At 60.5% G+C, this 25,934-nt stretch carries 28 protein-coding genes; 15 read left to right on the top strand and 13 right to left on the bottom strand.

Translation table 11 applies throughout. The features are described from left to right. Positions 1 to 20 precede the first annotated feature (20 nt). Positions 21 to 2,525 carry an ABC transporter permease gene (locus tag AC3IT9_RS21185; protein ID WP_489270944.1) on the bottom strand — a complete coding sequence of 835 codons (2,505 nt, stop codon included), beginning with the start codon at positions 2,523 to 2,525 and terminating at the stop codon, positions 21 to 23. Beyond that, entirely contained in the window at positions 2,525 to 3,208 is a 684-nt protein-coding gene (locus AC3IT9_RS21180; RefSeq protein ID WP_046043370.1) for an ABC transporter ATP-binding protein, read from the bottom strand. The genes AC3IT9_RS21185 and AC3IT9_RS21180 overlap by 1 nt, the downstream gene beginning before the upstream one ends. Before the next feature lie 10 nt (positions 3,209 to 3,218). On the opposite strand from AC3IT9_RS21180, the gene AC3IT9_RS21175 reads away from it, so the two are divergent. From AC3IT9_RS21175 to AC3IT9_RS21165, 3 genes are all read left to right on the top strand, one after another. After that, positions 3,219 to 3,824, top strand: coding sequence for an arylesterase (locus tag AC3IT9_RS21175; RefSeq protein ID WP_008049055.1), 606 nt, complete (start codon positions 3,219 to 3,221; stop codon positions 3,822 to 3,824). Positions 3,825 to 3,880: 56 nt separating this feature from the next. Then, on the top strand, positions 3,881 to 4,174 hold the full coding sequence (locus tag AC3IT9_RS21170) for a hypothetical protein (protein ID WP_007991769.1): 294 nt from the start codon (positions 3,881 to 3,883) through the stop codon (positions 4,172 to 4,174). 1,043 nt (positions 4,175 to 5,217) lie between these two features. Beyond that, the gene (locus tag AC3IT9_RS21165; protein ID WP_150759493.1) at positions 5,218 to 6,192 is read left to right on the top strand and encodes a L,D-transpeptidase family protein; all 975 of its coding nucleotides are present in this window, start codon (positions 5,218 to 5,220) and stop codon (positions 6,190 to 6,192) included. Positions 6,193 to 6,990: 798 nt separating this feature from the next. Here the strand turns inward: AC3IT9_RS21165 and oprI are convergent. Continuing rightward, complete coding sequence (gene oprI / locus AC3IT9_RS21160; RefSeq protein WP_003199355.1) at positions 6,991 to 7,242, bottom strand: outer membrane lipoprotei OprI; 252 nt, start codon at positions 7,240 to 7,242, stop codon at positions 6,991 to 6,993. Between the two features lie 638 nt (positions 7,243 to 7,880). On the opposite strand from oprI, the gene AC3IT9_RS21155 reads away from it, so the two are divergent. Beyond that, positions 7,881 to 8,168: a GNAT family N-acetyltransferase gene (locus tag AC3IT9_RS21155; protein ID WP_007973562.1), complete on the top strand. Its 288-nt coding sequence runs from the start codon at positions 7,881 to 7,883 to the stop codon at positions 8,166 to 8,168. A gap of 85 nt (positions 8,169 to 8,253) precedes the next feature. Here the strand turns inward: AC3IT9_RS21155 and AC3IT9_RS21150 are convergent, their stop codons facing one another. Beyond that, the gene (locus AC3IT9_RS21150; protein ID WP_007973561.1) at positions 8,254 to 9,330 is read right to left on the bottom strand and encodes a 3-deoxy-7-phosphoheptulonate synthase; all 1,077 of its coding nucleotides are present in this window, start codon (positions 9,328 to 9,330) and stop codon (positions 8,254 to 8,256) included. Between the two features lie 187 nt (positions 9,331 to 9,517). Then, positions 9,518 to 9,961, bottom strand: a complete 444-nt coding sequence (locus tag AC3IT9_RS21145; RefSeq protein WP_150726280.1) for a PilZ domain-containing protein — start codon at positions 9,959 to 9,961, stop codon at positions 9,518 to 9,520. On the opposite strand from AC3IT9_RS21145, the gene AC3IT9_RS21140 reads away from it, so the two are divergent. The 5 genes from AC3IT9_RS21140 to cysB all read left to right on the top strand — a co-directional run bounded on the left by AC3IT9_RS21140 (position 9,960) and on the right by cysB (position 13,914). Next, positions 9,960 to 10,346, top strand: a complete 387-nt coding sequence (locus AC3IT9_RS21140; RefSeq protein ID WP_150726281.1) for a thioredoxin family protein — start codon at positions 9,960 to 9,962, stop codon at positions 10,344 to 10,346. The genes AC3IT9_RS21145 and AC3IT9_RS21140 overlap by 2 nt on opposite strands. After that, positions 10,343 to 11,296 carry a putative 2-dehydropantoate 2-reductase gene (locus tag AC3IT9_RS21135; protein ID WP_150759492.1) on the top strand — a complete coding sequence of 318 codons (954 nt, stop codon included), beginning with the start codon at positions 10,343 to 10,345 and terminating at the stop codon, positions 11,294 to 11,296. The genes AC3IT9_RS21140 and AC3IT9_RS21135 overlap by 4 nt, the downstream gene beginning before the upstream one ends. Positions 11,297 to 11,321: 25 nt before the next feature. Further along, entirely contained in the window at positions 11,322 to 12,227 is a 906-nt protein-coding gene (locus AC3IT9_RS21130) for a 5'-nucleotidase (protein WP_110659447.1), read from the top strand. Between the two features lie 95 nt (positions 12,228 to 12,322). Then, the gene (locus AC3IT9_RS21125) at positions 12,323 to 12,826 is read left to right on the top strand and encodes a universal stress protein (RefSeq protein WP_056727114.1); all 504 of its coding nucleotides are present in this window, start codon (positions 12,323 to 12,325) and stop codon (positions 12,824 to 12,826) included. A gap of 113 nt (positions 12,827 to 12,939) precedes the next feature. Then, a complete protein-coding gene (cysB, locus tag AC3IT9_RS21120) occupies positions 12,940 to 13,914 on the top strand; it encodes an HTH-type transcriptional regulator CysB (RefSeq protein ID WP_150726283.1) in 975 nt (324 codons plus the stop codon). A 16-nt stretch (positions 13,915 to 13,930) separates the two neighbouring features. On the opposite strand, the gene AC3IT9_RS21115 is transcribed toward cysB, so the two are convergent. Both AC3IT9_RS21115 and AC3IT9_RS21110 read right to left on the bottom strand, forming a co-directional pair. After that, positions 13,931 to 14,413 carry a GreA/GreB family elongation factor gene (locus AC3IT9_RS21115; protein WP_489270942.1) on the bottom strand — a complete coding sequence of 161 codons (483 nt, stop codon included), beginning with the start codon at positions 14,411 to 14,413 and terminating at the stop codon, positions 13,931 to 13,933. Positions 14,414 to 14,415: 2 nt separating this feature from the next. Next, entirely contained in the window at positions 14,416 to 14,826 is a 411-nt protein-coding gene (locus AC3IT9_RS21110; protein WP_150759490.1) for a hypothetical protein, read from the bottom strand. Positions 14,827 to 14,950: 124 nt separating this feature from the next. Here AC3IT9_RS21110 and earP point away from each other — a divergent pair, with 124 nt between their 5' ends. Next, positions 14,951 to 16,093: an elongation factor P maturation arginine rhamnosyltransferase EarP gene (earP, locus tag AC3IT9_RS21105; RefSeq protein WP_150726286.1), complete on the top strand. Its 1,143-nt coding sequence runs from the start codon at positions 14,951 to 14,953 to the stop codon at positions 16,091 to 16,093. Positions 16,094 to 16,141: 48 nt separating this feature from the next. Continuing rightward, complete coding sequence (locus AC3IT9_RS21100) at positions 16,142 to 16,711, top strand: elongation factor P (protein ID WP_007943632.1); 570 nt, start codon at positions 16,142 to 16,144, stop codon at positions 16,709 to 16,711. Positions 16,712 to 16,885: 174 nt separating this feature from the next. On the opposite strand, the gene AC3IT9_RS21095 is transcribed toward AC3IT9_RS21100, so the two are convergent. The 4 genes from AC3IT9_RS21095 to AC3IT9_RS21080 all read right to left on the bottom strand — a co-directional run bounded on the left by AC3IT9_RS21095 (position 16,886) and on the right by AC3IT9_RS21080 (position 20,200). Then, positions 16,886 to 17,899, bottom strand: coding sequence for an alpha/beta hydrolase (locus AC3IT9_RS21095; protein ID WP_489270940.1), 1,014 nt, complete (start codon positions 17,897 to 17,899; stop codon positions 16,886 to 16,888). A gap of 34 nt (positions 17,900 to 17,933) precedes the next feature. Continuing rightward, positions 17,934 to 18,353, bottom strand: a complete 420-nt coding sequence (locus AC3IT9_RS21090; RefSeq protein ID WP_046031808.1) for an organic hydroperoxide resistance protein — start codon at positions 18,351 to 18,353, stop codon at positions 17,934 to 17,936. Positions 18,354 to 18,714: 361 nt separating this feature from the next. Then, positions 18,715 to 19,176 carry a MarR family winged helix-turn-helix transcriptional regulator gene (locus tag AC3IT9_RS21085; protein WP_489270939.1) on the bottom strand — a complete coding sequence of 154 codons (462 nt, stop codon included), beginning with the start codon at positions 19,174 to 19,176 and terminating at the stop codon, positions 18,715 to 18,717. Positions 19,177 to 19,243: 67 nt separating this feature from the next. Next, positions 19,244 to 20,200 carry a LysR family transcriptional regulator gene (locus tag AC3IT9_RS21080; protein ID WP_489270937.1) on the bottom strand — a complete coding sequence of 319 codons (957 nt, stop codon included), beginning with the start codon at positions 20,198 to 20,200 and terminating at the stop codon, positions 19,244 to 19,246. 111 nt (positions 20,201 to 20,311) lie between these two features. On the opposite strand from AC3IT9_RS21080, the gene AC3IT9_RS21075 reads away from it, so the two are divergent. After that, positions 20,312 to 21,061 carry a sulfite exporter TauE/SafE family protein gene (locus AC3IT9_RS21075; protein WP_150759486.1) on the top strand — a complete coding sequence of 250 codons (750 nt, stop codon included), beginning with the start codon at positions 20,312 to 20,314 and terminating at the stop codon, positions 21,059 to 21,061. Here AC3IT9_RS21075 and AC3IT9_RS21070 read toward each other — a convergent pair. After that, on the bottom strand, positions 21,051 to 21,905 hold the full coding sequence (locus AC3IT9_RS21070; protein ID WP_150726292.1) for a LysR substrate-binding domain-containing protein: 855 nt from the start codon (positions 21,903 to 21,905) through the stop codon (positions 21,051 to 21,053). The two genes, AC3IT9_RS21075 and AC3IT9_RS21070, sit on opposite strands and share 11 nt — an antisense overlap. A 95-nt stretch (positions 21,906 to 22,000) precedes the next feature. Here AC3IT9_RS21070 and AC3IT9_RS21065 point away from each other — a divergent pair, with 95 nt between their 5' ends. After that, positions 22,001 to 22,216 carry a DUF1127 domain-containing protein gene (locus tag AC3IT9_RS21065; protein ID WP_008049076.1) on the top strand — a complete coding sequence of 72 codons (216 nt, stop codon included), beginning with the start codon at positions 22,001 to 22,003 and terminating at the stop codon, positions 22,214 to 22,216. Positions 22,217 to 22,280: 64 nt separating this feature from the next. Then, entirely contained in the window at positions 22,281 to 23,510 is a 1,230-nt protein-coding gene (locus AC3IT9_RS21060) for a winged helix-turn-helix domain-containing protein (RefSeq protein ID WP_150759485.1), read from the top strand. 102 nt (positions 23,511 to 23,612) lie between these two features. Here the strand turns inward: AC3IT9_RS21060 and AC3IT9_RS21055 are convergent, their stop codons facing one another. Further along, complete coding sequence (locus AC3IT9_RS21055; protein ID WP_150759484.1) at positions 23,613 to 24,959, bottom strand: class II 3-deoxy-7-phosphoheptulonate synthase; 1,347 nt, start codon at positions 24,957 to 24,959, stop codon at positions 23,613 to 23,615. Positions 24,960 to 25,109: 150 nt separating this feature from the next. Here AC3IT9_RS21055 and AC3IT9_RS21050 point away from each other — a divergent pair, with 150 nt between their 5' ends. Next, complete coding sequence (locus AC3IT9_RS21050) at positions 25,110 to 25,865, top strand: spermidine synthase (protein WP_150726295.1); 756 nt, start codon at positions 25,110 to 25,112, stop codon at positions 25,863 to 25,865. Positions 25,866 to 25,934 lie beyond the last annotated feature (69 nt).

The raw sequence follows: 25,934 nt of genomic DNA, 5'->3' as shown, positions 1-25,934 counted from the left end.
GTGAGGATGGCTGGAGTCTATCAACCCTCGCGCAGGACTGTCAGCGGGCTGGCGTTCAATGCCCGACGGGTGCCGAACACGCCGGCACCACCAATGAGCACGGCGCCCACCAGTGGCAGCACCAACAGCCATGGATGCGGATGCCACGGCAGGTCAAAGGCGTAGCGGTAGAGCACCCAACTCACCACTTCCGAACCCAGCGCCGCCAGCAAGCCACTGACTGCGCCCAGCAAACCGAACTCGATACGTCGAGCCTTGACCAGCAATTGTCGCTCTGCCCCCAGTGCTCGCAACAGCGCGCCCTGGCGAATGCGTTCATCCAGCGTCGCTTGCAGGCCGGAGAACAGCACCGCCATCCCCGCCGCCAACACGAACAACAACACGTACTCCACCGCCAGGGTCACCTGGGCGAGGATGCTGCGCAATTGCTCCAGCAAGGCTTCGACCTGCAGGATCGTCACCGCCGGGAAGGCGCGGGACAGGTCGACAATCTGTTGGTCATGACCCGATGCCAGATAGAAACTGGTCAGGTAGGTCGCCGGCAGATCCTTGAGGGTGCCGGGCTGGAAGATCATGAAGAAGTTCGGCTGGAAGTTGTCCCAGTTGATCTCCCGCAGGCTGGTGACTTTCGCTTCGCGATTGACCCCGCCAACACTGAAAACCAGATGGTCGTCGAGCTTGATTTTCAGGCTTTCGGCGACCTTGCCTTCTACCGATACGCCGGGAACATCGTCCGGCGTCTGTTCGTTCCACCAATTGCCGGCCGTGAGTTTGTTGCCCGACGGCAGGTCCGCGGCCCAGGTCAGGCTCAGGTCGCGCTGGATCGCCCGGTCGCCGGCCGATTCCTTGGTGACGATTTGCTGCACCGGTTCGCCGTTGATGCTGATCAAGCGCCCCGGCACCACCGGGTACAGCGGAGCCGATTGCGCCGACACGGCAATCAGGTGATCGGTGAAGGCCTGTTTGTCCGCTGGCAGGATGTTCAGCGCGAAGTAGTTTGGAGCGTTTTTCGGCAGCTGGTTCTGCCAGGTGTCCAGCAACTCGCCGCGCAGCAGCGCAATCAGCGTCATCGACAGCAGAATCAGGCCGAACGCCAGGGACTGGCCCGCGGCAGCGAGCGGATGACGCAGCAGTTGGCCCAGTCCCAGGCGCCAGGGCAAGGACGCACGAGCCAGCATGCGCCGCAGACTCTTCAACAGCAGTAACAACAAGCCGCCCAGCACCAGCGCTGCAATCACGCCGCCGCCGAGCAGGGCAAAGGTCAGCACCAGGTCCAGGCTCAGGCGCCACATGATCAGGGCGAGGGCGCCCAGCGCTGCGCCGTAGACCATCCAGGTGCTGGAAGGGATCGGCAGCATGTCCCGTCGCAGCACACGCAATGGCGGAACCCGGCCCAGAGCCGCCAGTGGCGGCAAGGCGAAACCGGCCAGCGCCACCAGTCCGGTGCCGATCCCGGCAATGGCTGGAAACAGCCCGCCCGGAGGCACGTCGGTCGGCAACAAGTCATGCAGCAGGGCAAACAACCCCAGCTGTGCGAGCCAGCCAAGGAGGGCGCCGCTGATACTGGCCAGCAGTCCGAGCACGGTCAGTTGCAGGCTGAACAACACCATGGTTTCCCGGCGCGACAGCCCGAGGCAGCGCAGCAAGGCACTGGCATCGAATCGGCGGGTGGCGAAGCGGGTTGCCGACAGCGCCACCGCCACGCCGGACAGCAATACCGCCACCAGGCTGGCCATGTTCAGGTAGCGTTCGGCTTTGCCCAGGGCGCCGCCGATCTGCCGATTGCCGTCGCGGGCGTCTTGCAAGCGCTGGTTGGCGGCAAGACCCGGTTTGATCTGTTGCCGATACGTTTCGAGTGCCTGAGCATTGCCTCGCCATAATTCGCGATAGCTGACCCGGCTGCCGGGCTGCACCACGCCAGTGGCCGCAAGGTCGTCGAGGTTGATCAGCACTCGCGGCGTCAGGCTGTAGAAATTGCCGGCGCGGTCGGGCTCGTAAGTCAACACCCGCGCCAGTTTCAGGGTTTTCATGCCGACATCGATGCTGTCGCCGATCTTCAGGTCCAGGGCGGTCAACAGGCGTGCCTCGACCCAGGCTTCACCGGGTTGCGGTCCGCCACCGACTATTTCCGTGGCATAGGGTGAGGGCGCGCTTTTCAATTCGCCGCGTAGCGGGTAGGTGCCGTCGGCCGCCTTGATACTGGACAACTGGATGCCGTTGTCGGTGGCGATGACGCTGGAGAACTCCACCACTTGAGCGTGTTCCAGACCCAGTTCGGTGCCGTTTCTTATCTGTTCGGAGCGCGCAGGTGAACTGCCTTCGAGCAGCAAGTCGGCACCGAGGAATTCGGTAGCGCGCAGCATCATGGCGCCGTTCAGGCGTGCGCCAAAGTAACCGATGGCGGTGCTGGCGGCCACGGCCACCAGCAAGGCGAAAAACAACACGCGCAATTCACCGGCGCGAGCATCGCGCAGTAATTGGCGGATGGCGAGGCTGAACAGGCGCAACAGCGGCAGACGTGCCATCAAGGCTCCAGAGGGGCGACCAGCAGGCCGGCTTCAAGACGGATCAGGCGCCGGCAGCGATGGGCCAGGCGTTCATCGTGAGTCACCAGCACCAGGGTCGTGCCTCGCTCCTGGTTGAGCTCGAACAGCAAGTCGCTGATGCGCTCGCCGGTGTGGCTGTCGAGGTTGCCGGTCGGTTCGTCGGCGAACAGCACATCGGGCTCGGCGGCAAACGCGCGGGCAATCGCCACGCGTTGCTGCTCGCCTCCGGAGAGCTGGCGCGGCGAGTGCGTCAGGCGTTGGCCCAGTCCCACCCGTTGCAGCAATTGGGTGGCGCGTTCGCGGGCGTCTTTGCGGCCATCGAGTTCCAGTGGCAGCATGACGTTTTCCAGGGCATTGAGACTGTCGAGCAGCTGAAACGATTGAAAGACAAAACCCACGTGCTCGGCGCGGATGCGCGCACGCTGGTCTTCATCGAGATTGCTCAGGCCTTGCCCGGCGAGAGTGACTTCGCCGCTGCTCGGCAGGTCGAGGCCGGCGAGCAGGCCCAGCAGGGTGGACTTGCCGGAACCGGAAGCGCCGACGATGGCCAGGCTATCGCCCTTGTTCAGTTCCAGGCTGAGTTGGTGCAGGATGGTCAGTTCACCTTCCGCGCTGGGAACCACTTTGCTAAGGTCCTTCGCGATGAGAATGCTTGCGCCCATGGAGAGTCCGATGCGTGTCTGGTTTTTGAGTGCTGGCCTGGCCTTGATGTGCATGGCCCAAAACGCAGCGGCGGGTACAGTCCTGATCGTTGGCGATAGTATCAGCGCCGGTTTCGGGCTGGATACCCGGCTGGGCTGGGTGTCGCTGCTTGAGCAACGGCTCAGGCGCGAAGGTTTCGACGATAAAGTGATCAATGCGTCCATCAGTGGCGATACCAGTGCCGGAGGCCAGGCGCGCCTGCCCGCGCTGCTTGCAGAGCATAAACCGGAACTGGTGATCCTCGAGTTGGGCGGCAATGACGGCCTGCGCGGGATGCTGCCAACTCAATTGCAACAAAATCTTGCTTCGATGATCGACAGCTCCCGGGCCAGCGGGGCCAAGGTGTTGCTGCTCGGCATGCAATTGCCACCCAATTATGGTGCGCGTTACACCAAGGCGTTCGCCGAGGTCTATAGCAACCTGGCCGATGAGAAAAAGATCCCGTTGGTGCCGTTTTTCCTCGACGGCGTGGGCGGCCATCCGGACTTGATGCAGGCTGACGGCATACACCCGGCGGCCGGGGCCCAGGACAAGTTGCTGGAAAATGTCTGGCCTACTCTAAAACCGCTGTTATGACACTTTTCTAGACGCAGGCTTTCGGCTAAGGTGGCGCCCCCGATTTGGAGCCCCCGATGCCGCGTCCCGCCTGGTCACTATTTGCCTATCAACTGATCGAGCCTGACGAGCAGCTGGATCTGTTCGCCTGCCAGGAAGTGCGGGTGCATCTGGTGACCCGTCAGCTGGAGTTGGGTGGCTCGGCGGACCGGACCTTGTGTGGCAGTCTGTTGCCGGCTTCGCCTCGCTGGTCGAGTGTTGATCGCCGGGTGTTTCAGGACCAGCGACTGTGTTCGTTGTGCCGGGCCATTCTTGAGTCGCAGAAGCGTGGTACGTCGCCGATCTGGCCGGAGTTGCGGTTCGAGCTTTGATCCGTAGTTGCGTGCTAGCCCTGTTATTTGTTGATTGCGTACATATCCGTTGTTCGGGTAACGGCGGCTTATGGTTTCGCCCTTACGGCGACTCACTTTTTTTACAAGCGCCTAAAAAAAGTAAGCAAAAAAACGCTCGCCCCAAACGTACGGCCCCTCGCCTGGGCTCGGGGTTCCTTCGCTCCGGCATTCATCCGGGGGGCATCGCCTCCGGTCGGCTTCGCGCGACCTCCTCTCGATGTGTTCGGCTGCGCCGAACGGCGCTGCGCGCCTACCCCCCGGATGAACACCTCCACTCAGCCTGCCGAGGGGGCGGGTGAATCAAGATCAAGAGCTGCAGGCGAGCTAACGCTCGGCCTGATGAGTGGTGAGGAGCGTGGGTGTACGCCGCTCTGCCTTTACTCTTCTTTGGGGCGGCGGTGCGGCGATCCGACTTGCCCGCGAAGGCGGCCTGACAGCCGACCAATTTCTTTCGAATGTACCCAGCCCAACTGTAGGAGCGAGCCTGCTCGCGATGGCGGCCTACCGGCCAACCAAGAGCATCACAGGCGAACGAACCCCGCGATCAGGCCGGCCGGTAGGCCGCCTCGCTTTTGCTTTTGCGGTACACGCCCCCTCGAGAGGCCGAGTGGAGGTTCTGCGTAGTGGGCAACCCGGCATGGATGCCGGGTTAGCCGCCGCCGGCCATGGATGGCCGATGGCGGCGGGCCCACGGAGCAGGACCGGAGCGAGGGCATGCCGAGCCTAGGCGAGGCACCGAACGTCAGGGGCAAGAGCCCTTGGTTACTTGGGGCTCTTCCAAGTAACCCGCCGTAAGGGCGGAACCAAAAGCAGCCGTTACCGCAGAAACGGATATGTGCACCCTCAAAAATCCACGCCGCCCGCCACACAGCCATCACAAGCAAGCTCGCCCCCACACGGGATCGAGGACAATCTCAAAATCGCCTAGCACTGCCTGCAATCGGGCCATCTCCCCGAAATAACGGACAGCGGTGTACAATCGCGCTCTTATATCTCTGTTGATCATGCGAAGGATTTTCCGGATGTTGCCGCGCTTTCCTGCCGTCACCCGCTGCCTGACTCTTGCCGCCCTCTTTATGGCCGGTCCAGTCGCAGCATTGGAGTTTCCCCTGCCACCGCCCGGTGAGGACATCATCGGCCAGGTGCAGGTGATCAAGGCCAAGTACGAAGACACCTTCGCCGACCTTGGTACCGCCTACGATCTGGGCTACACGGAAATGCTCGCGGCCAACCCGGGAGTCGATGCCTGGTTGCCAGGCGCTGGCACGGAAATCATTCTGCCGACCCGCTTCATCCTGCCGCCAGGCCCGCGTGAAGGCATTGTGATCAACCTGGCCGAGTACCGCCTCTACTACTACCCGAAAGGCAAGAACGTGGTGTACACGTTCCCGCTGGGTATCGGTCGTGAAGGCTGGGGCTCGCCGATTGCCCACACCAACATTACCGCCAAGACACCTAATCCGACCTGGACGCCTCCAGCTTCGATCAAGGCCGAGCACGCAGCCGACGGTGATCCGCTACCCAACGTCGTGCCGGCCGGCCCTGACAACCCGCTGGGGCCGTTCAAGTTCACCCTGGGCACACCGGGCTACCTGATCCACGGTTCGAACAAGAAGTTCGGTATCGGCATGCGCACCAGTCACGGTTGCTTCCGCATGTTCAACAACAACGTGCTGGAAATGGCGGGCATGGTGCCGGTCGGTACGTCCGTGCGGATCATCAACGACCCGTACAAGTTTGGTTTGAGTGGCGGCAAGGTCTATCTGGAGGCGCATACGCCGCTGGACGACAAGGGCAATCCGTCGGTGGTCGACAAGCACACCGCAGTCATCAATGCGATGCTCAAGCGTGAAGACATCACCAACAACCTGCGCATGAACTGGGATGTGGTGCGTGATGTGGTCGCCGCTGAAGACGGCCTGCCGGTAGAGATCGCTGTGCCGGGCAACGGCGTCGTACCGATGGTGTCGAGCACGCCGATCGACCCGATGCAGTAACGCTGGCAAAGAACCCGTCGGCGCGGACCGCGTCGACGGGTTTTTTATTGGTGCGCCAGGCATGGCGCGTTGCGCGAAGCGCAACCAGCTTGGCTGTGGTGGCCTCGCTGGTGACTTGGAGGTGTAAGTCCTCTACACACCCGGCAAGGGGAAGTGTTAGCCAGAGGCAAGGGTGTCGCGGGCGACTGCGAATCTGAAGGAAGCCCGAGGCAAAATGCTGGCCTGACGAACAGGAAGCGGATAGAGGCGGCGCAGCGGGGTAAGAAGGCCAATATCTTCAAAGCCCAATACTTGCACGGAACGCTGTGACGTAGATCCGACAGGCATAAGCAGGAAGGTCGCGCGAATTACCCTGGGAGATCTGTTTAGCCTGCCATGTGCTACCGGCGTCGCGAGATGACGGGATGGGCGACAGAAGTCAGCAGAGGCCGTAGTAGTTGCTCGAAACCGGAGTAATGAAGGGCTGAACCTGCCATGAGTGGATAGTCGGGTGTGATCTCTGTTGGAGCGTAAAGCAGAAACTCCGCGTAGCGGAGGTCAAGACCATTAGGAGGTAGGAGCCGGAAGCTCCGAGGGCCGGTCTGGGCGCTTAGATACCGCAGGCGACACATCAACGGAACCAAGCTCGCTGACGTTGTTTGTCAGTAGGCAGGAACCGCCGTATACGGAACCGTACGTACGGTGGTGTGAGAGGACGGCGGGGGCAACCCCGCCTCCTACTCGATCCTGGAGAAACGCCGGGCAATAAAAAAGCCGACCCAAAAAATGGGTCGGCTTGATAACAATCCCGAAGGATTATTACTTGCGGCTAGCTTTGTCCAGCATGCGCAGAGCACGCTCGTTAGCTTCGTCAGCAGTCTGTTGTGCTTTTTGAGCAGCAGCCAGAGCTTCATCAGCTTTACGGTAAGCTTCGTCTGCACGAGCCTGGGAGCGAGCAGCTGCGTCTTCAGTAGCGGTCAGACGTGCTTCGGTTTCTTTCGATGCGCTGCTGCAACCGGTAGCCAGAACTGCGGCCAGAGCCAGAGCAGAGAATTTCAGAACGTTGTTCATCGTGTTCCCCTTCAAGGACTTTCTATTAAGTAGCTATCTCCTCCGATTGAGGAAATAGCCGGCGTACATACTACCCATTACTTGTAGTAAGTAAAACTGACGTGACGCAAGAAGCAAAAAAAATTGTAGGCGTTGATTCTTTTTCGAGCAACTTTTAACTGAATTGTTTAAAAAATATCCAGCTGCAAGGCCCGTGGCTGAGCGAGCCGATGAGAAAAAGTTCCTGTGGCACGGCGCTGTTTTTCAGTCTGGCTAAAGTCCGCCTACATGGATTCGTCTACACTTTTGTTCGGCTTTTGTGTGGCGCCTCTCAATATCTTTCTCGATGTTCAGGTGACTTTAACAACGGGCGCTCGTCTTAAGTCTCAACATCCGGCAATGTACAGGCTATCGACCCCGAGTGATCTTCGGTCGAGCCAATCCTGCGTGATCCGGAGCAGCACCCGCCAACCCGCACGATGACGAGCGCACCTTGAGCATTTCTGCCAATGGTGCCTACTATTTGTACGTGCTCGGTAGCGCGAGATCGGTGCAGCTCTTCTCGGTGTCCATACAGGCACGGGGTGGCGTAGATGTTCCTTCGCCGGAAAAACATCGGTAAGGTAGGGGTCGGAATTCCAGACCCGCGAGGAGTAGTGATGAGCGAGGCGTTGTCCATCCACCATGACCAGGCTGGTCATCAGTTCGAGACCAATGTGGACGGTCATCGTGCCTATCTGACCTATATGGATCTGGGGAAACAGACCCTGGATATCTATCGCACCTTCGTGCCCAACGCATTGCGTGGTCGCGGTATTGCGGCAGCCTTGACCGAGAAGGCGCTGGAGTACGCTGACGAAATGGGCTACACCGTCATTCCATCGTGCTCCTACGTCGAGCGCTACATGGAGCGTCACCAGCGGCATGCGGCCAAGCTGAGCCAGTGACCTTCAACAAAACGAACGCATAAAAAAACGCCGGGTTCAGCCCGGCGTTTTTTTTGTGCGCTTTTTAAGCAACCACTCAGGCAGATCAGCTGCGATCGCGTTTAGGCAGCACATCCTTGAGCTTGGCATGCATGCTGCGCAAGGTGTTTTCGGTCGCGGTCCAGTCGATGCAGGCGTCGGTGATCGACACGCCGTACTGCAGGTCGGCGAGGTCTTTCGGGATCGCCTGGGCGCCCCAGTTCAGGTGGCTTTCTACCATCAGGCCAATGATCGACTTGTTGCCTTCGAGGATCTGGTTGGCGACGTTCTCCATCACCAGCGGTTGCAGGGCCGGATCCTTGTTGGAGTTGGCGTGGCTGCAATCGACCATGATGTTCGGCTTGATCTTCGCCTTGTTCAGCGCCTGCTCGCAGAGCGCAACGCTGACCGAATCGTAGTTCGGCTTGCCGTTGCCGCCGCGCAGCACCACGTGACCGTAGGCATTGCCCTTGGTGGTCACGATCGACACGCCACCTTCCTGGTTGATGCCCAGGAAGCGGTGCGGGCTTGAAACCGACTGCAGGGCGTTGATCGCCACGGTCAGGCCACCATCGGTGCCGTTCTTGAAGCCAACGGCCGAGGACAGGCCGGAGGCCATTTCACGGTGAGTCTGGGATTCGGTGGTGCGCGCGCCGATGGCCGACCAGCTGATCAGGTCCTGCAAATACTGCGGGGAGATCGGGTCGAGGGCTTCGGTGGCGGTCGGCAGGCCTTTTTCGGCCAGGTCGAGCAGCAACTGGCGACCGATGTGCAAGCCGTCCTGGATCTTGAACGAGTCGTCCAGGTACGGGTCGTTGATCAAGCCTTTCCAGCCGACGGTGGTACGTGGCTTCTCGAAATACACGCGCATGACCAGATACAGGGTATCGGACACTTCGGCAGCGAGAACCTTCAGGCGCTCGGCATATTCGTGGGCGGCCTTGATGTCGTGGATCGAGCAAGGCCCGATGACGACGAACAGGCGATGGTCGGTGCCATCCAGAATGTTGCGAATGACTTCGCGGCCCTTGGTGACGGTGCGCAGTGCGGCGTCGCTCAGGGGAATATCGCGCTTGAGCTGATCGGGAGTGATCAGTGTCTCGTTGGAGGCGACGTTTAGGTCGTTGATCGGTAAATCAGCCATCGTTTACTCGTCAGGTCACGGGTGCCGGCCGCCAGCGAACCCGCGCGGCGGAGCACAGCAAATTAAGCGCGTCGGGGAGCCGAACCTTAGCGCGTTACACCGTGGCTCGACAATGGGCAGACGCCGGTTTGGTGGGGTTTCGCAGTCAGTTTCCCTGCCATGAGGGGCAAACCGATCAAGAACGCCTCTATTCCAGCACCGGTTGCGCAAAAGCCTTGCGCACCGAATCGTGAGAGAACTCGTCGGCATGCTCCTGGACCCATTCGAGGGCCAGGGCCTGGATATCCTGCAGGTCTTCGTGGGCGTCATGCAGGCGGCAGTAGCGTTCGATCTGGCACACCTGCTCGCCCATTCGGGCGCTGAACAGCGTTTGTTCGTCGACGAAGGCGATGCCCACCAGATAACCGCGTTTGCGCCGCAGGCACCAGGCCACATAGCCCAGGTAGCGCATGTCCGGGTTCACGGTCGGCATGCGTACCTCCAGCGCCGTGCCGTGGCGCCACGCGCGGTGATAATTGCAAGCCATGCCCCCGAGACTGATAGTGTGCAACTGTCGTCGCGAAAGACACTCAGGTTTCAGCAACGTTAACTCGACGGGCACATCGTCAGGGTGAGGAATGAATCGTCCCATGAACACAGACTCCATGTGTCGGCCATCTGACATTGTTCCCTCCAGTATAGTGGTCGAATTGGAACTGACCGATTTTGACGTCGACCAACGGCTGCTGGCGATGAGCGGTGTATCGCTGGTCATTTTCACCAGTGTCGGCTGCGCCAGTTGCCGTTTTGCCCGCGAGCAATTGCCGACACTCGACCTGGCAGTCGATCGACTGTGCTGGATCGATGCCGGCAACAACGGCGGGGTGGTCGAGCGTTATCAGGTCTTTCACTTGCCGGCGCTGTTTGTCGTTCGCGACGGCGAATTCTTTGGAGCACTGAAATCGCGCCTGACCGACACCGAGCTCAATCGGGCCGTGCGCCAGGCGCTGAGTCGAACAGCAGAGGAGTTGCCATGATGGGAACAGTTGCCAGGCCGACGATCGGCATTATCGGGACCGGCGCAATCGGTGGTTTCTACGGGGTGATGCTGGCGCGTGCCGGTTTTGATGTGCATTTTCTGCTGCGCAGCGAGTTTTCCGCCGTAACCGAGCACGGGTTGCAAGTCGACAGCGCGCCCCACGGCGCGCTGAAACTGAATCCGGTGCAGGCTTATTCCAACGCTGAAGACATGCCGCCCTGCAACTGGCTGCTGGTGGGCGCGAAAACTACCAGCAACGCCGACCTGGCACCCGCCATCCTGCAGGCGGCGGCACCTAACGCCAAGGTACTGCTGTTGCAAAATGGCCTGGACGTCGAAGACAGCCTGCGCGAGTTGCTCCCCGATTCGCTGCATGTGCTCGGAGGGCTCTGCTACATCTGCGTCCATCGCGAGGCGCCGGGCGTCATTACCCATCAGGCGCTGGGCGCGGTGCATGTGGGTTATCACAGCGGTCCCGCTGATGGGCCGGCACGCAGCGCGATTGTCGAGGAGGGCGTCGGACTGTTTCGCAGCGCCGGCCTCGATTCACAGGCCATGGCGAATTTACATCAGGCGCGTTGGCAAAAACTGGTCTGGAATATCCCTTACAACGGTCTCTCGGTTTTGCTGGGGGCGAGCACCACGCCGTTGATGGCCGATGCCGACAGTCGCGAGCTGATCAAGGCGCTGATGGCTGAAGTGGTGCAAGGGGCAATCGCCTGCGGGCACGACGTACCGGCAGGGTATGCCGAGCATTTGTTCATGGTGACCGAGAAAATGCCCGACTACTGGCCGAGCATGTACCACGATTACTTGCACAAGCGACCGCTGGAACTGGCCGCGATCTACGCCCGGCCTTTGGCGGCGGCGAAGGCAGCCGGGTGTGAGATGCCACGCATCGAGGCCTTGTATCGCAGCTTGAGTTTCATTGATCGACGCAACACCTGAGTAGACCGACCTGAGGGGGAAGGGCATGCCAAAGGCAATTGACGACAAGCTGGTGCTGGCGATTTCTTCGCGGGCGCTGTTCGACCTGAGCGAAAGCCACAAGGTCTACCTGTCGAGTGGGGTCGAAGCCTACCGGCAATATCAGATCGAACATGAAGACGAAATCCTCGAACCCGGCGATGCCTTCCCGTTGGTGCAGAAACTCCTGAACCTCAACAACAGCCTCGGCCGCGCCCGGGTCGAGGTGATTCTGGTGTCGCGCAACAGCGCCGACACCGGGCTGCGGGTGTTCAACTCGATTGACCACTACGGACTGGCGATTTCCCGTGCAGCCTTTGTCGGCGGGCGCAGTCCGTATCCCTACCTCAAGGCCTTTGGCTGCGACCTGTTTCTCTCGACCCACGCCGAAGACGTACGCAATGCACTGGACGCCGGGTTCGCGGCCGCGACCATTCTGTCGGGCGGCGCCAGCCGTGCGGCCAGCGACGAGTTGCGCATTGCCTTCGATGGAGACGCGGTGCTGTTTTCCGATGAGTCGGAGCGCATTTATCAGGCCGGTGGTCTGGAAGCGTTCCAGGCCAGCGAGCGTGAGGCCGCCCGCGAGCCGTTGCGCGGTGGGCCGTTCAAAGGGTTTCTCGCGGCCCTCAACCTGTTGCAGCGTGAGTTCCCGGAGGACGCCTGCCCGATCCGTACTGCGCTGGTCACGGCGCGATCGGCGCCGGCCCATGAGCGGGTCATTCGCACGTTGCGCGAATGGGACATCCGTCTCGACGAGTCGCTATTCCTCGGCGGCCTGACCAAATCGGCCTTTCTCGAAGCCTTCGCGGCCGACGTGTTTTTCGACGATCAGGCCGGCCACTGCGAATTGGCCCGTGAAGTCGTCGCCACCGGTCATGTACCCCATGGCATAAGCAACGAGCAAAAGGTTTAAGCCCACCGTTCAATGCGTTGCGCCGGACGCCGTAGTCGCCAAGGCACTGCTAAGCTGAATCAAATCTCCGCCATGTTGGCAGTCGAGGAGGTCATATGATTCGTTCGATGCTGTATGCCACTGACCTTGGCCTGTACGCGCCCGTGGTGATGCAGCATGCCCTGGAACTGGCCAGGACCTTCAATGCCAGTTTGTATGTCGTGCATGCGGTTGAACCCATGGGGTTGTTTGCCGAATCGGTGCTGCAAAGTTATCTCGATGAACAGGCGCTGAACGAGTTTCACAGCCAGGGCCTGAATACGGTGATTGCCAGTATCGAGCAGCGGGTGCTCGACAGTTTTCGTGAAGAGTTGGGGGATGAAGGCGAGCACGACCTGGAGCGGATTCAGGCGGTGCGGGTGCTGCAAGGCGACCCATCGCAGGTGATTCTGGACCAGGCGCAGAAACTCTCCGTGGATTTGTTGATCGTAGGTAGTCACAGCCACGGTGCCGGTGCGGAAACGCCTTTGGGGCGAACCGCCGCCCGCGTGTTGCAACTGTCCAAGGTGCCGGTCTATCTGGTGCCGCTGGTGCAACGTCGTCGTCAAGGGGACCGCTAGGACACGAATAATGGCAATCTGATAAAAAAGTTCTAGATTTATTCTTCGAGCCATTAATATAGTTATATACCGTCGCTGATGCCCGTGGCGTCTACCTGCTTTGAGGGATTCATATGAAGCTTCAACAATTGCGCTACATCTGGGAAGTGGCGCACCACGACCTCAACGTTTCCGCTACAGCCCAAAGCCTTTACACCTCTCAACCCGGCATCAGCAAGCAGATCCGTCTGCTGGAAGACGAACTGGGCGTCGAGGTTTTTGCCCGCAGCGGCAAGCACCTGACCCGCGTTACCCCGGCCGGCGAGCGCATCATCACCACCGCCGGCGAAATTCTGCGCAAGGTTGAAAGCATCAAGCAGATCGCCCAGGAGTTCTCCAACGAGAAGAAAGGCACCCTGTCGATTGCCACCACTCACACCCAGGCGCGTTATGCGTTGCCGCCGGTGATCAGCAGTTTTATCAAGCAATACCCCGATGTGGCCCTGCACATGCACCAGGGATCGCCGATGCAAATCGCCGAAATGGCCGCTGACGGCACCGTGGATTTCGCTATTGCCACCGAAGCGCTCGAACTGTTCGGCGACCTGGTGATGATGCCGTGCTACCGCTGGAACCGTTGCGTGGTCGTGCCTCAGGGCCACCCGCTGACCAAGCTGTCGAAACTGACCCTCGAAGCGCTGGCCGAATACCCGATCGTGACGTACGTGTTCGGTTTTACCGGCCGTTCGAAACTCGACGAAGCCTTCAGCCATCGCGGCCTGACGCCGAAAGTGGTGTTCACCGCTGCCGACGCCGACGTGATCAAGACCTATGTTCGCCTGGGTCTGGGGGTGGGCATCGTGGCGAAAATGGCCGTTGACAGCAAACTCGACAGCGACCTGGTGGTACTCGACGCCAGCGAACTGTTCGAGTCCAGCGTGACCAAGATCGGCTTCCGTCGCGGCACCTTCCTGCGGGGCTTCATGTGCGACTTCATCGAGAAGTTCGCGCCGCACCTGACCCGCGAAGTCATGGCCAAGGCCATTCAATGCCACAACAAACAGGAACTGGAAGAGCTGTTCGACGGCGTCGAACTGCCCGTTCACTAATAGCGTTTGCTGCCGGTCAAACCACCTCGGTGACAGCGAACTGTTGCCGAGCGCCCGCCACCAGAATCTCCACCTCATCGCCCTCGAACTTGCCCAGCAGGCTTCTACCCAGCGGTGAGCGGGGGGTGATGACGGTTATCAGTTGCCCCACCAGATCGACCTTCAGCCCGGCTGCATCGGGGGCGAGAAACAGCCATTGTTCGCGCCCCTTTTCGTCCTCGAGCCCGAGCAGCGCGCCCACTTCGATGCCCCGCTGATCGTCATACGGGCGCAGGGCGAGGTTCTGGCAGAGGCTCAGTGAATGGCGAATCTCTTCGACCCGCCTGGCTTGCCCGGCTGCGAGATAGGACGCTTCCAGCCCCAGGGTGTCGTACTTGTTCTCGGCGATGTTTTCTTCATGGGTCGCCGTTTCGTAGGCGGTTTGCGCGGCCCGTTCGGCGATGTCGAGATCGATCCGCAGCTTGTCGAGAATCAGTTGGTGGACGGTATGCTTATTCATGATCAATCGCAGAATTGCAGGACGTTGGCGCGGCTTTTTTCGCTGGGTGCAGTCCGGTCCTGTTGCAGCCAGAACTGACAGTTCGGGTTGGCCAGGTTGCGACTGCTGCCGCGTGCCTGATCGAGCCGTTGCTGCTGCTCGTTCTTGCGCAGGTTTTCTTCATATTGCTCGAACAGCGGGCTCTGTGGCGGAATGTTCGGCATCGGTTGAGCCACCACCGGTGGTTTGGCCAGTTGTTCCACAGCTGCCGCCACAGGTGCCAATTGTTCGCTGAACAGAAGGCGCGAAGCGAGCCAGCAGGTCAGCACGATGGCAATGAATCCCAACCACATGCCGAGGGCGATGCTGCCGGTCAGTTGCAGGGCGTTGAGGCTGATCGGGAAGGATCGGCGTGGAGTGGGGCGGTGGGGCATGATTGCCTCTTGGCGAATGGTCACTGGCGAGTGGCGATTGTCGCATGAAGAATAATCGCCGTCGGCTCTTCTGCACGGGGTAATTTATGCGGACAATCGGCGCCTTTGCCAACGGGAGCCTGGAATGCCTGAAATGAAAACCCGCTGGGATATTTTTTGCACCGTGGTCGACAACTTCGGCGACATCGGCGTGACCTGGCGACTGGCCCGGCAACTGGTGGCCGAACATGGGCTGGCAGTGCGTCTATGGGTCGATGACCTGCGAGCGTTCGAGCGCCTGTGCCCGGAAATCGACATCCACGCTGTGCAGCAGTGGCAGCACGACGTCGAAGTGCGCCAATGGCCCGCCGAGTGGCAGCCGACCGAAGCCGCCGATGTGGTGATTGCTGCCTTTGCCTGCCAATTGCCGAGCGCCTATATGGACGCCATGGTCGAACGGGAAAAGCCGCCGCTGTGGATGAACCTCGACTATCTGAGCGCCGAGGAATGGGTGATCGGCTGCCACGGCTTGCCCTCGGTGAAGTACAAAAGCGTACAGAAGTTCTTTTTCTTCCCGGGGTTCCAGAAGGGCACCGGCGGACTGCTGCGTGAGCGAGGGTTGCTGGAACGGCGTCGGCAATTTCAGCAAAACCCGCAGGCTCAAAGAGAATTCCTGCAAGGTATGGGGATTGATCCTGCGCCCGGCGCACAGCTGATCTCATTGTTTGCCTACGAAAACACCGGTTTGGCCAGTTGGCTCGATGGGATGGCAGGCGATTCGACGACCACTCATCTGCTGGTGCCGGAAGGGCGGATTCTCGGCGACGTCGAGCGTTGGCTCGGTGTGCAGGGTTTGGCGGCCGGTGCCGTGCATGTGCGGGATGCCTTGACCGTGCAGGTGCTGCCATTCGTCCGCCAGGATCAATACGACGGGTTGCTGTGGTGCTGCGATTTTAATGCCGTGCGCGGCGAAGATTCCTTCGTGCGCGCTCAATGGGCTGGCCGGCCATTTCTCTGGCACATTTACCGGCAGGAAGAAGACATCCACCTGGACAAGCTCGAAGCCTTCCTCGAACTCTATGTAAAGGGGTTATCTGCGCCTGCGCGGGAGGCGATCAGCGGTCTTTGGCGGGCGTGGAACGCTGGTGAAAAAATAGCCGACCACTGGCAACTCACCCGTAAACACTGGCCAGAGCTGGAAAAACACGCCGAGACGTGGTGTCTGGAACAGGCCTTGCAGGCCGATCTTGCCACGGCGCTGGTACAGTTTTATGGAAATTGGATATGATACGCGGCCTAGATTTTTGTAAATCCCATCCAAATTCGGATATTCGCAATGAAAACTGGTAAAGAACTGAAACCCGGGACCGTGATTCGTCTCGAAAACGATCCTTGGCTGGTTCAGAAAGCTGAATTCACCAAGTCCGGTCGTAACAGCGCGATCATGAAGACCAAGCTGAAGAACCTGCTGACCGGTTACAAGACCGAGATCGTTTACAGCGCCGACGACAAACTGGACGACGTAATCCTCGACCGCAAAGAAGCGACCCTGTCCTTCATCAGCGGCGACACCTACACGTTCATGGACACCACCGACTACACCATGTACGAGCTGAACGCTGAAGACATCGAAGCCGTTCTGCCTTTCGTTGAAGAAGGCATGACCGATGTTTGCGAAGCGATCTTCTTCGAAGAGCGTCTGGTTTCCGTAGAGCTGCCGACCACCATCGTGCGTCAGGTTGACTACACCGAAGGTTCCGCTCGCGGCGACACTTCCGGCAAGGTAATGAAGCCTGCCAAACTGAAGAACGGTACCGAACTGTCGGTTGCTGACTTCATCGAAATCGGCGACATGATCGAGATCGATACCCGCGAAGGCGGTTCCTACAAAGGCCGTGCCAAATAAGCACAGCTTCAGGAATGAAAAAGCCCGACCATTGAGTCGGGCTTTTTTGTACCTGCGATTTCTGGTTCAACCAGAAACCTTGTGGGAGCGAGCTTGCTCGCGATGGCGTCCGACCATTCAACAAAGATGTTGCCTGACAGTCCGCTATCGCGAGCAAGCTCGCTCCCACAGTTTTTATTTCAGGTGTTCCTTGAGCTCTTGCGAAGCCTGCAGCATCGCCGAACGCACCGCTGGCACCTGGCTCACCACGTTGAGCAAACCGTAGTCGTGGATCAGGCCGTTATAGCGCACCGAGGTCACCGGCACACCGGCCTCGTCCAGTTTGCGGGCGTAGGCTTCGCCTTCGTCACGTAACACGTCGGCACCGGCGGTCTGCACCAGCGCTGGAGGCAGTCCTTTCAACTGGGCGGTGGTCGCGCGCAGTGGCGAGGCGTAGATCTCGTTCCGCTGATTGGCGTCGGTGGTGTAGTTGTCCCAGAACCACTTCATCATGTTCCTGGTGAGGAAGTGCCCTTCGGCGAACTGGTTGTAGGACGCCGTTTCGAAGTTGGCATCAGTCACCGGCCACAACAGCACCTGGAACCTGATCGCCGGTGTGCCCTTGTCCTTGGCCATCAGCGCAACTACCGCCGCCATGTTGCCGCCGACACTGTTGCCGGCTACCGCCAGGCGTTGCCCATCGACGTTGATCTCTTTACCGTGCTCGGCCACCCATCGGGTCGCGGCGTAAGCCTGGTTGATCGCCACCGGGTAATGCGCTTCCGGCGACGGCGTGTAGTTCACGAACACCGCCGCTGCACCCGAACCCGTCACCAGGTCACGCACCAGCCGCTCGTGGGTCGGGAAGTCCCCCAGTACCCAACCACCGCCGTGGAAGAACATGAACACCGGCAGCTCACCCTTGACCCCGGCCGGCCGGACGATGGTCAGGCTGATCGGTTGGCCGTCGACTTGAATGGTCTTCTGGCTGACATCGGCTTTTGGCAGCGTCAGCTTCACCCCGGACTGCGCGCCTACCAGAACGGCGCGGGCCTCGGTGGGCGTCATCTGCTCCATCGGTTTGCCGGTTCCGGCGTTCAGCACATCGAGGAATGCCTGGGTGTTGTGTTCAACCCCGGTACCTGCGAACGCGTTGCTGATGGACAAGGCGAGAAGGGTACCGGTCAAGACTTTGCTGAAAGTGTTCATGTTCGTTTCCTGTTCGGGCCTGGGTAGTCAGCGCTTAGACGGTTACGTGCAGACGCACATCGACGTTGCCACGGGTGGCGTTGGAGTACGGGCAGACCTGGTGGGCTGCGTCGACCAGTGCCTGTGCATCGGCTTGTTCAAGACCCGGCAGGCTGATGTGCAGGTCGATGTCCAGACCGAAGCCGCCCGGGATCTGGCCGATGCCGACGTGGGCGGTGATCGAAGCGTCGTTGGGGATGCTGCGCTTGGTCTGGCTGGCCACGAATTTCAGGGCACCGATGAAGCAGGCGGAGTAGCCGGCGGCGAACAATTGCTCAGGGTTGGTGGCTGCACCGCCGGCACCGCCGAGTTCTTTCGGCGTGGCGAGCTTGACGTCGAGGATGTTGTCGCTGGAAACCGCACGACCGTCACGGCCACCGGTGGAAGTTGCGATTGCGGTGTAGAGAGTTTGCATGGTGAAAGCCTCGTTCAGGGTTTGGTTTGTTTTGCGCTAAATGTTTGCGCGCTAAGTAAGTGCGAAGTGAATGTATCGCGCTAATGTTTAGTGCGCAATATAATTTTTTGAAGAAATCCGAAAAAACCACAGGGCGGGAGGGATCGTCTTGGTCGAAAGCGTTGAGTTAGAGCTGTTGAATGGGGATTTTCCAGCAGAATTTTTCAGGAGGAAGGTGCGAGCCCGATTTCTGGTATTCCGCAAAACGAATGTGGGAGCGGGCTTGCTCGCGAATGCGGCGTATCAGTCAAATACTAGTCGACTGACACTCTGCATTCGCGAGCAAGCCCGCTCCCACAGGGGATTTGTGTTGGCCTTGAAATTACAGGCTGTCTTGCAGGTGACGACGCAGCTCCTGCAGCTCCGCTTGCAGGTTTTGCAGGCGCTCCACGGTCATCCCGCTGGCGCCGAGGATGCACTGGGGAATATCGCGGGCCTTGTCGCGCAACGCTCGGCCCTGTTCGGTGAGTTCGACGATCACCACCCGCTCATCCTCCCGGCTGCGGGTCCGGCTGAGCAGGCCTTCGGCTTCCAGGCGCTTGAGCAGTGGCGTCAACGAGCCAGGATCGGTCAGCAACCGCGTGCTGATTTCACCTACGGTCAAACCGTCCCTTTCCCACAGCACCATCATCGCCAGGTATTGCGGGTAGGTCAGACCCAGCGCTTGCAGCAAGGGTTTGTAGACCTTGGTCATCATCAGCGAAGTGGAATGCAGGGCGAAGCAGGCCTGATTGTCCAGCAGCAGGTTGTCGCAGTTGTCCGGGGTGTTGCGCTCGGTGGTCATGTCGAAGCCTTGATCTGTGATCTCAAGAATCTAGCGGGCGAATCTTTAATGCGCCAGATAATTTTGCTCAGAGCCGTTGCAAATGGGTTTGCAACACCAGATCCCAAGGCGGAACCGGGCTGAAGCGGGTTTTCAGGTACTCCAGCAACAAGCGACTGCGGGAGTTGGGCTGCTGTTCCAGGCGCAAGGCATAGATGCCGGCGCTTTCCGGTTTCGGCAGGCCGCTGTCGCAGAACAGCAGCAGCAACTCTCCCCGCAACAGGTACTCGCTGGCCAGCCAGGTCGGCAGATGCGCGATACCCAGTCCGGCCAATGCGCCGCACACCAGTGCCTCGGCATTGTTGGCGCTCATGCGGATCCGCGCCGGCCGGTGCAACTGCATTTGCCCGTCGCGCTCGAAACGCCAGGCGAAGGGCGGGGCCAGGCCATCCCAGTCGAGTCCATCGTGTTCAATCAGTTGTGACGGCTCGGTCGGCACGCCGCGACGCCGCAAATAATCAGGGCTGGCGCAGGCGATACGCACCATGCTCGCCAGTGGCGTGGCCACCAGCCGGGTGTCGGCCAATTGCCCGGCGCGCAACACCAGATCGACCTTGCCGAGGTTCAGGCCCTGCATGTCGACGAAGCTGTCGATCAAGTGCAGTTGCACATCGAGCCCGGGGTAGAGCATCAGGAAGTCGGCGATCACCGGTGCCAGGTGCCGGCGCCCAAAGGCTGCCGGCGCATCGATACGAATCAGGCCTTCCGGCGCGCTGCTCAGGGACACAGCCTCGGCCCGGGCCAGGCGCAACTCGGCGACGATCCGCCGTGCGCGCTCGGCAAAGGCCAATCCCGCCGGGGTGGCGCGTACCGCATGAGTGCTGCGCAGGAACAGCTGACTGCCGACTGCATTTTCCAGGCTGTCGATACGTCGTGCCACGGCCGAAGGGGTCAGCGGATGACGGCGCGAGGCGGCGGAAAAACTGCCGGTTTCCAGCACGTCGAGGAACAAGGCCAGTTGGTCGGTCAGTTGATTGGGGTTCATGGCAGGTTTGCGCCTGTGCGAATTTGGCACAGCCATTGTGCGTTGCTGTGCGTTTCCGCGCCAGAAGCAACTGCGTAGGATCAAAGGCCTGACGGCAACGGGGAAAATGCTGTGATTGAGTTCTTGATATATCTGGTGTTCGGCGCTGCGTTGGGCACGCTCGGCGGGTTGTTTGGCATCGGCGGCGGCCTGATCGCCATTCCGCTGCTGGGCGTGCTGTTCGGACTCGATCAGCAGATTGCCCAAGGCACGGCGCTGGTGATGGTGGTACCGAACGTGATGCTGGCGCTGTGGCGCTATCATCAGCGCAACCGGATCGAACTGCGCCACGCGTTACCGCTGGCCATCATGGGGTTCTGCTTCGCCTGGCTCGGATCGATCTGGGCGGTGGGCATTGATGCACAAACCATGCGCATAGGCTTTGTCGCCTTTCTGATCGCGCTGTCGGCGTACAACCTCGTTCGCATGTTCGCCGCCAGCACCCCGGCGGCTTCGCAGATGAACTACTCATGGCCCTGGCTGGGCGTGCTTGGCGCTGCATCCGGCACGATGGGCGGGTTGTTCGGCGTGGGGGGCGCGGTGGTGGCGACGCCGGTGCTGACCAGTCTGTTCGGCACCAGCCAGGTGGTTGCGCAGGGGTTGTCGTTGGCGCTGGCCTTGCCGAGTACCGGGGTGACGCTGGTGACTTACGCCGTGCACCATCAGGTCAGCTGGGTGATCGGCTTACCCTTGGCGGTCGGTGGGTTGATGAGCATCAGTTGGGGCGTGAAGGTTGCCCACGCATTGCCGGAGCGGCTGCTGCGCGGGTTGTTTTGCGGGTTCCTGGTGTTCTGTGCGGTGATGCTCGCCTTTAAAGTTTGAAGCCTTCGACGATGTGCTCGGCCAGGCACTCGGTGATGGGTGACGGGTTATGCAGGTTGCGCACGAGCATGATGCTGGCTTCGGGCAGCAGCGGCAGGTCCTCGGCCTCACCGAGGATGCGCATGTCCGCGGTGATCAGGCTTTCAAGTTGCGCCGTGACGGCCAGGCCGGCGCTGACCACCGCCATGATCGCCGACAGGCTGTCGCTGTTGTACGCCACCCGGTAATCGCGCCCCCGGGCATCCAGGGCATTGCAGGCCCACAGACGGCAGAAGCAATCACTGTTGAACATCGCCAGTGGCAGCGGCGTCTGCTCATGAGCGCTGTAGCATTGCGCTTCGGCCCAGACAAAACGTTCCTTGCGCAACAACTGGCCGATTTCGCTGCCCGGTTCGCGGGTGACGATAGACAGGTCGAGGTCCTGGCGCATCAACAGTTGTTTTGATGATTCGCAGTGCACTTCTATCTGAATCAGCGGGTAAGACTGGGCAAACCGGCGCAGAATCCCCGGGAGGAATCGCATCACATAATCGTCCGGCGTGCCGATGCGCACGGTGCCGACCATGTCGGGTTCACGCAAGGTGTTGAACACTTCGCTGTGCAGCTTGAGGATGCGTCGCGCATAGCCGAGCAACACCTGGCCCTCGGCCGTCAGCCGCACCTGCCGCCCGTCACGCTGGAACAACTGGCGCTGCAGTACATCTTCTTCCAGTCGTTTCATCTGCATGCTAACGGCTGACTGGGTGCGGTTGACGATTTCGCCGGCTCGGGTAAAGCCGCCTTGGTCGGCGATGGCGACGAAGGTGCGCAACACTTCGGTATCGATACTCGGGTAGGCGGACATCCATCAATCTCCGAGATATGTGACATCAGAAACATTCGTTGGATTGATCTTAGACCCGGCGCGAGACTGGAGCCATCCAAACGGAGGGCAACAAGATGAAAGGTCAACACGAGTTCCAGGGATCAGAAAAACACTCGATTCACGTGATATCCGATCTGCTGCACAAGGTCGGCCGCTGGTACGAACTGCACCGCGAGCGCGAACTGCTGGCGAGCTTGAGCGACGAAGCGCTCAAGGACATCGGCATGAGCCGTGCGGATGTGGAGAACGAGTCGATCAAACCGTTCTGGAATGACCCGATGCATAAATGATGAATGCCACGCTACACAAACCCCTTACCGGTGAGGTAGGTTGCGAGCAGACAAGGAGGCACCCATGCCCGCAACATTGTCCTTTACCCTCAAACAGGCTCGGCGTCTGGCGCTGGCCGCCCAAGGGTTCAACGGGCGGTCGCCGCCAGCGGCGATCAAGGCTGTTGCGCTCAATCGCCTGATCGAACGGCTGGGCATTCTGCAGATCGATTCGGTCAATGCACTGGTGCGTTCGCACTACCTTCCGCTGTTTTCCCGCCTAGGCAATTATTCCTCCGATTTGCTCGACCAGGCGGCCTGGAGTCAGGGCCGGCGCCGTACGTTGTTCGAGTATTGGGGTCATGAAGCCTCGTTATTGCCACTTTCCATGTACCCCCTGATGCGTTGGCGCATGCAGCGTGCGAGCCGTGGCGAAGACATTTATCAACAATTGGCGCGCTTTGGCCGTGAGCAGCAGGACACGATTCGTCGGGTGCTGGCTTCGGTCGAGGAGCAGGGCGCGTTGGGTGCCGGAAGTCTGTCGACCCGTCAGGAACGGGCCGGTCCCTGGTGGGACTGGAGCGCGGAAAAGCATGCGCTGGAATGGTTGTTCGCTGCCGGTGAAGTGACCGTTGCCGGACGGCGCGGATTCGAAAGGCTCTACGATCTGCCGGAGCGGGTGATTCCCCGGGCGGTGCTTGCGCACCCCGCCCTGAGTGAAGAAGACGCCCAGCGCGGCCTGTTGCGGCATGCGGCAACGGCCTTGGGGGTCGGTACGGAGAAGGACTTGCGTGATTATTTCCGCTTGAACCTTGCGGACAGCCGCTCACGTTTGGCCGAGTTGGTCGAGGCCGGGGAATTGCTGGCTTGCGAAGTTCAGGGCTGGCGGCAACCGGCCTATTGTCTGGCCGAGCCAAAAGTGCCGCGCAAAGTCGTCGCCAGTGCATTGCTCTCGCCGTTCGATTCGCTGGTCTGGGAGCGCAGCCGGACCGAGCGGCTGTTTGATTTCCGCTATCGACTGGAGATCTACACGCCGCAAGACAAGCGGGTGTACGGCTATTACGTCCTGCCGTTTTTGCACAACGAGCGGATTGCTGCACGGGTGGACCTGCGCGCCGAACGGGCGGCGGGCCGTTTGGCCGTGCATGCGGTGCATGAAGAGGACGCGGGGCTGGATGAGGAGGGGATGCTGGCGTTGGCGGCCAATCTGCGGCAGATGGCGGATTGGCTGGGGCTGGCGCAGGTTCAGCTGAATTGCCCGCGGGCGAGTGCGGCAAGGTTGCGGGTGGCGTTGGCACAGATTGAGGGTGGCTGAGCTGGCCTCTTCGCGAGCAGGCTCGCTCCCACAGGGGAACGCTGTCCAATGTGGGAGCGACGGTGCGGCGATCCGACCTGCTCGCGATGAAGACGCCGGGATTTAGCGCCGAACCTGCTTCAGTGTCTCGGCAATCAAAAACGCCAGCTCCAGCGACTGATCGGCATTCATCCGCGGGTCGCAATGGGTGTGGTAGCGATCCGACAAGCCATCCTCGGTAATCGGCCGCGCACCACCGATGCACTCGGTCACGTTCTGCCCGGTCATTTCGATGTGGATACCCCCGGCATAACTGCCTTCGGCTTCGTGCACCTGGAAGAACTGCTTCACCTCGCCAAGGATCTGCGCGAAGTCGCGGGTCTTGTAGCCGCTGCTGGCCTTGATGGTGTTGCCGTGCATCGGGTCGGAACTCCACAGCACCTGCTTGCCTTCACGCTGGACGGCGCGGATCAGCTGCGGCAAGTGATCGCCGACCTTGTTCGCGCCCATCCGCGCGATCAGGTTCAGGCGGCCCGGATCGTTCTGCGGGTTGAGCACGTCGATCAAGCGAATCAGGTCGTCGGGGTTCATGCTCGGGCCGACCTTGACCCCGATCGGGTTGTTCACCCCGCGCAGGAATTCGACGTGGGCGCCGTCGAGCTGGCGGGTGCGGTCGCCGATCCACAGCATGTGGGCCGAGCAGTCGTAGTAGTCGTTGGTCAGGCTGTCGCGACGTACGAAGGCTTCTTCGTAGTTCAGCAGCAGCGCTTCGTGGGCGGTGAAGAAACTGGTTTCGCGCAACTGCGGCGAACTGTCCATGCCGCAGGCGCGCATGAACGCCAGGGTTTCATCGATGCGGTCGGCCAGGTGGCTGTACTTTTCCGCCAGCGCCGAGTTGGCAATGAAGTCCAGGTTCCACTTGTGCACCTGATGCAGATCGGCAAACCCGCCCTGGGCGAACGCGCGCAACAGGTTCAGGGTGGCGGTGGACTGGTGATAGGACTGCAGCAGGCGTTCCGGGTCCGGCACGCGGCTTTTTTCGTCGAAACCGATGCCGTTGACGATGTCGCCACGGTAGGCGGGCAGGGTCACGCCATCGATGGTTTCGTCGTTGGCCGAACGCGGTTTGGCGAATTGCCCGGCCATGCGCCCGACCTTGACCACCGGGCAGCCGGCGGCAAAGGTCATTACAATCGCCATCTGCAACAACACCTTGAAGGTGTCGCGGATTTTCGCCGCGGAGAACTCGGCGAAGCTTTCGGCGCAATCACCGCCCTGCAACAGAAACGCGCGGCCCTGGGTCACTTCGGCAAACTGACGGCGCAACTCCCGGGCTTCACCGGCAAACACCAGTGGCGGATAGCTGGCCAGGGTCTGCTCGACCTGCTGCAAATGCGCGGCGTCAGGGTATCGGGGTTGTTGCTGGATCGGCAGGGCGCGCCAGCTGTCAGGGCTCCAGGGTTGGCTCATCACGGTCTCTAGTGTTTTCGCTCGGACGTCCATGTTATCAGCAAATTAGTGCGTGACCTGTTCCCGTCGCTTCGCCGACAATCTCGCCTTTGCCGCTCTCTACAGGCGGTGTTATTGCGTTGCCGGTCCCGGTGACGATCAGGAGATGAAATGACTGAGGAGCGCGTCGAGCATCTGCTCGCCGAGGTACAGGACGAGTTCGGCGTGATTCGCGTGCTGGAAGTGGCCGATTACCGTTTTCTCGAGTTCGGTGATGCCATCGAGCAAAGCTGCGTGTTCACGGCCGACCCGAGCTGGCTCGAGTACGACTACACCCGGGCGATGCTGATCGGTGCGCTGTGCCACGAGCAACCGGAAAGTGCGCTGTTTCTTGGTCTTGGCGCCGGAACGCTGACCCAAGCCTGCCTCAAGTTCCTGCCGCTGGAAGATGTCGAAGCCATCGAACTACGTCCGGACGTACCGCGCCTGGCCATTGAATATCTGGGGCTGGATGACGATCCGCGCCTGTACATCCGCGTTGGCGATGCGCTGGAGCTGCTGGACACCGCCGAATCGGCCGATCTGATTTTCGTCGACCTTTATACCGACGTCGGTCCGGGTGTCGGACATCTGGCCTGGAGCTTTCTGGAAAACTGCCAGAAGCGATTGAATCCGGGCGGCTGGCTGGTCATCAATCAGTGGGCTACCGACGATGGCAAACCCTTGGGCGCCGCCTTGTTACGCGGTTTGTACCACCGACATTACTGGGAGCTGCCGGTGAAGGAGGGCAACGTGATTCTGATCGTGCCGTCGGAGCTGGATCAGGAACTGGACATGGACGGCTTGATTGCCCGCGCCGAAGCGCTGGCGCCGCGGTTGGGGTATTCGTTGCAGTCGTTGATCAAGTGCATTCGTCCGGCTACTTGATTAATTGATCGTCTGGACGGGCCCCTTCGCGGGCAAGCCCGCTCCCACATCTATGGATCTTCGGAGCTG

This window comes from Pseudomonas sp. KH_046_1 (assembly GCF_057839025.1).
The sequence above is the reverse complement of the archived record's forward strand: the minus strand, read 5'-3'. Positions and strand labels throughout refer to the sequence as shown.

What these genes read in the sequence shown, in the direction of transcription:
- AC3IT9_RS21185 (WP_489270944.1), bottom strand. Translation starts at nt 2,525, where the DNA reads ATGGCACGTCTGCCGCTGTTGCGCCTGTTCAGCCTCGCCATCCGCCAA.
- AC3IT9_RS21180 (WP_046043370.1), bottom strand. Translation starts at nt 3,208, where the DNA reads ATGGGCGCAAGCATTCTCATCGCGAAGGACCTTAGCAAAGTGGTTCCC.
- AC3IT9_RS21175 (WP_008049055.1), top strand. Translation starts at nt 3,219, where the DNA reads ATGCGTGTCTGGTTTTTGAGTGCTGGCCTGGCCTTGATGTGCATGGCC.
- AC3IT9_RS21170 (WP_007991769.1), top strand. Translation starts at nt 3,881, where the DNA reads ATGCCGCGTCCCGCCTGGTCACTATTTGCCTATCAACTGATCGAGCCT.
- AC3IT9_RS21165 (WP_150759493.1), top strand. Translation starts at nt 5,218, where the DNA reads ATGTTGCCGCGCTTTCCTGCCGTCACCCGCTGCCTGACTCTTGCCGCC.
- oprI (WP_003199355.1), bottom strand. Translation starts at nt 7,242, where the DNA reads ATGAACAACGTTCTGAAATTCTCTGCTCTGGCTCTGGCCGCAGTTCTG.
- AC3IT9_RS21155 (WP_007973562.1), top strand. Translation starts at nt 7,881, where the DNA reads ATGAGCGAGGCGTTGTCCATCCACCATGACCAGGCTGGTCATCAGTTC.
- AC3IT9_RS21150 (WP_007973561.1), bottom strand. Translation starts at nt 9,330, where the DNA reads ATGGCTGATTTACCGATCAACGACCTAAACGTCGCCTCCAACGAGACA.
- AC3IT9_RS21140 (WP_150726281.1), top strand. Translation starts at nt 9,960, where the DNA reads ATGAACACAGACTCCATGTGTCGGCCATCTGACATTGTTCCCTCCAGT.
- AC3IT9_RS21145 (WP_150726280.1), bottom strand. Translation starts at nt 9,961, where the DNA reads ATGGGACGATTCATTCCTCACCCTGACGATGTGCCCGTCGAGTTAACG.
- AC3IT9_RS21135 (WP_150759492.1), top strand. Translation starts at nt 10,343, where the DNA reads ATGATGGGAACAGTTGCCAGGCCGACGATCGGCATTATCGGGACCGGC.
- AC3IT9_RS21130 (WP_110659447.1), top strand. Translation starts at nt 11,322, where the DNA reads ATGCCAAAGGCAATTGACGACAAGCTGGTGCTGGCGATTTCTTCGCGG.
- AC3IT9_RS21125 (WP_056727114.1), top strand. Translation starts at nt 12,323, where the DNA reads ATGATTCGTTCGATGCTGTATGCCACTGACCTTGGCCTGTACGCGCCC.
- cysB (WP_150726283.1), top strand. Translation starts at nt 12,940, where the DNA reads ATGAAGCTTCAACAATTGCGCTACATCTGGGAAGTGGCGCACCACGAC.
- AC3IT9_RS21115 (WP_489270942.1), bottom strand. Translation starts at nt 14,413, where the DNA reads ATGAATAAGCATACCGTCCACCAACTGATTCTCGACAAGCTGCGGATC.
- AC3IT9_RS21110 (WP_150759490.1), bottom strand. Translation starts at nt 14,826, where the DNA reads ATGCCCCACCGCCCCACTCCACGCCGATCCTTCCCGATCAGCCTCAAC.
- earP (WP_150726286.1), top strand. Translation starts at nt 14,951, where the DNA reads ATGCCTGAAATGAAAACCCGCTGGGATATTTTTTGCACCGTGGTCGAC.
- AC3IT9_RS21100 (WP_007943632.1), top strand. Translation starts at nt 16,142, where the DNA reads ATGAAAACTGGTAAAGAACTGAAACCCGGGACCGTGATTCGTCTCGAA.
- AC3IT9_RS21095 (WP_489270940.1), bottom strand. Translation starts at nt 17,899, where the DNA reads ATGAACACTTTCAGCAAAGTCTTGACCGGTACCCTTCTCGCCTTGTCC.
- AC3IT9_RS21090 (WP_046031808.1), bottom strand. Translation starts at nt 18,353, where the DNA reads ATGCAAACTCTCTACACCGCAATCGCAACTTCCACCGGTGGCCGTGAC.
- AC3IT9_RS21085 (WP_489270939.1), bottom strand. Translation starts at nt 19,176, where the DNA reads ATGACCACCGAGCGCAACACCCCGGACAACTGCGACAACCTGCTGCTG.
- AC3IT9_RS21080 (WP_489270937.1), bottom strand. Translation starts at nt 20,200, where the DNA reads ATGAACCCCAATCAACTGACCGACCAACTGGCCTTGTTCCTCGACGTG.
- AC3IT9_RS21070 (WP_150726292.1), bottom strand. Translation starts at nt 21,905, where the DNA reads ATGTCCGCCTACCCGAGTATCGATACCGAAGTGTTGCGCACCTTCGTC.
- AC3IT9_RS21065 (WP_008049076.1), top strand. Translation starts at nt 22,001, where the DNA reads ATGAAAGGTCAACACGAGTTCCAGGGATCAGAAAAACACTCGATTCAC.
- AC3IT9_RS21060 (WP_150759485.1), top strand. Translation starts at nt 22,281, where the DNA reads ATGCCCGCAACATTGTCCTTTACCCTCAAACAGGCTCGGCGTCTGGCG.
- AC3IT9_RS21055 (WP_150759484.1), bottom strand. Translation starts at nt 24,959, where the DNA reads ATGAGCCAACCCTGGAGCCCTGACAGCTGGCGCGCCCTGCCGATCCAG.
- AC3IT9_RS21050 (WP_150726295.1), top strand. Translation starts at nt 25,110, where the DNA reads ATGACTGAGGAGCGCGTCGAGCATCTGCTCGCCGAGGTACAGGACGAG.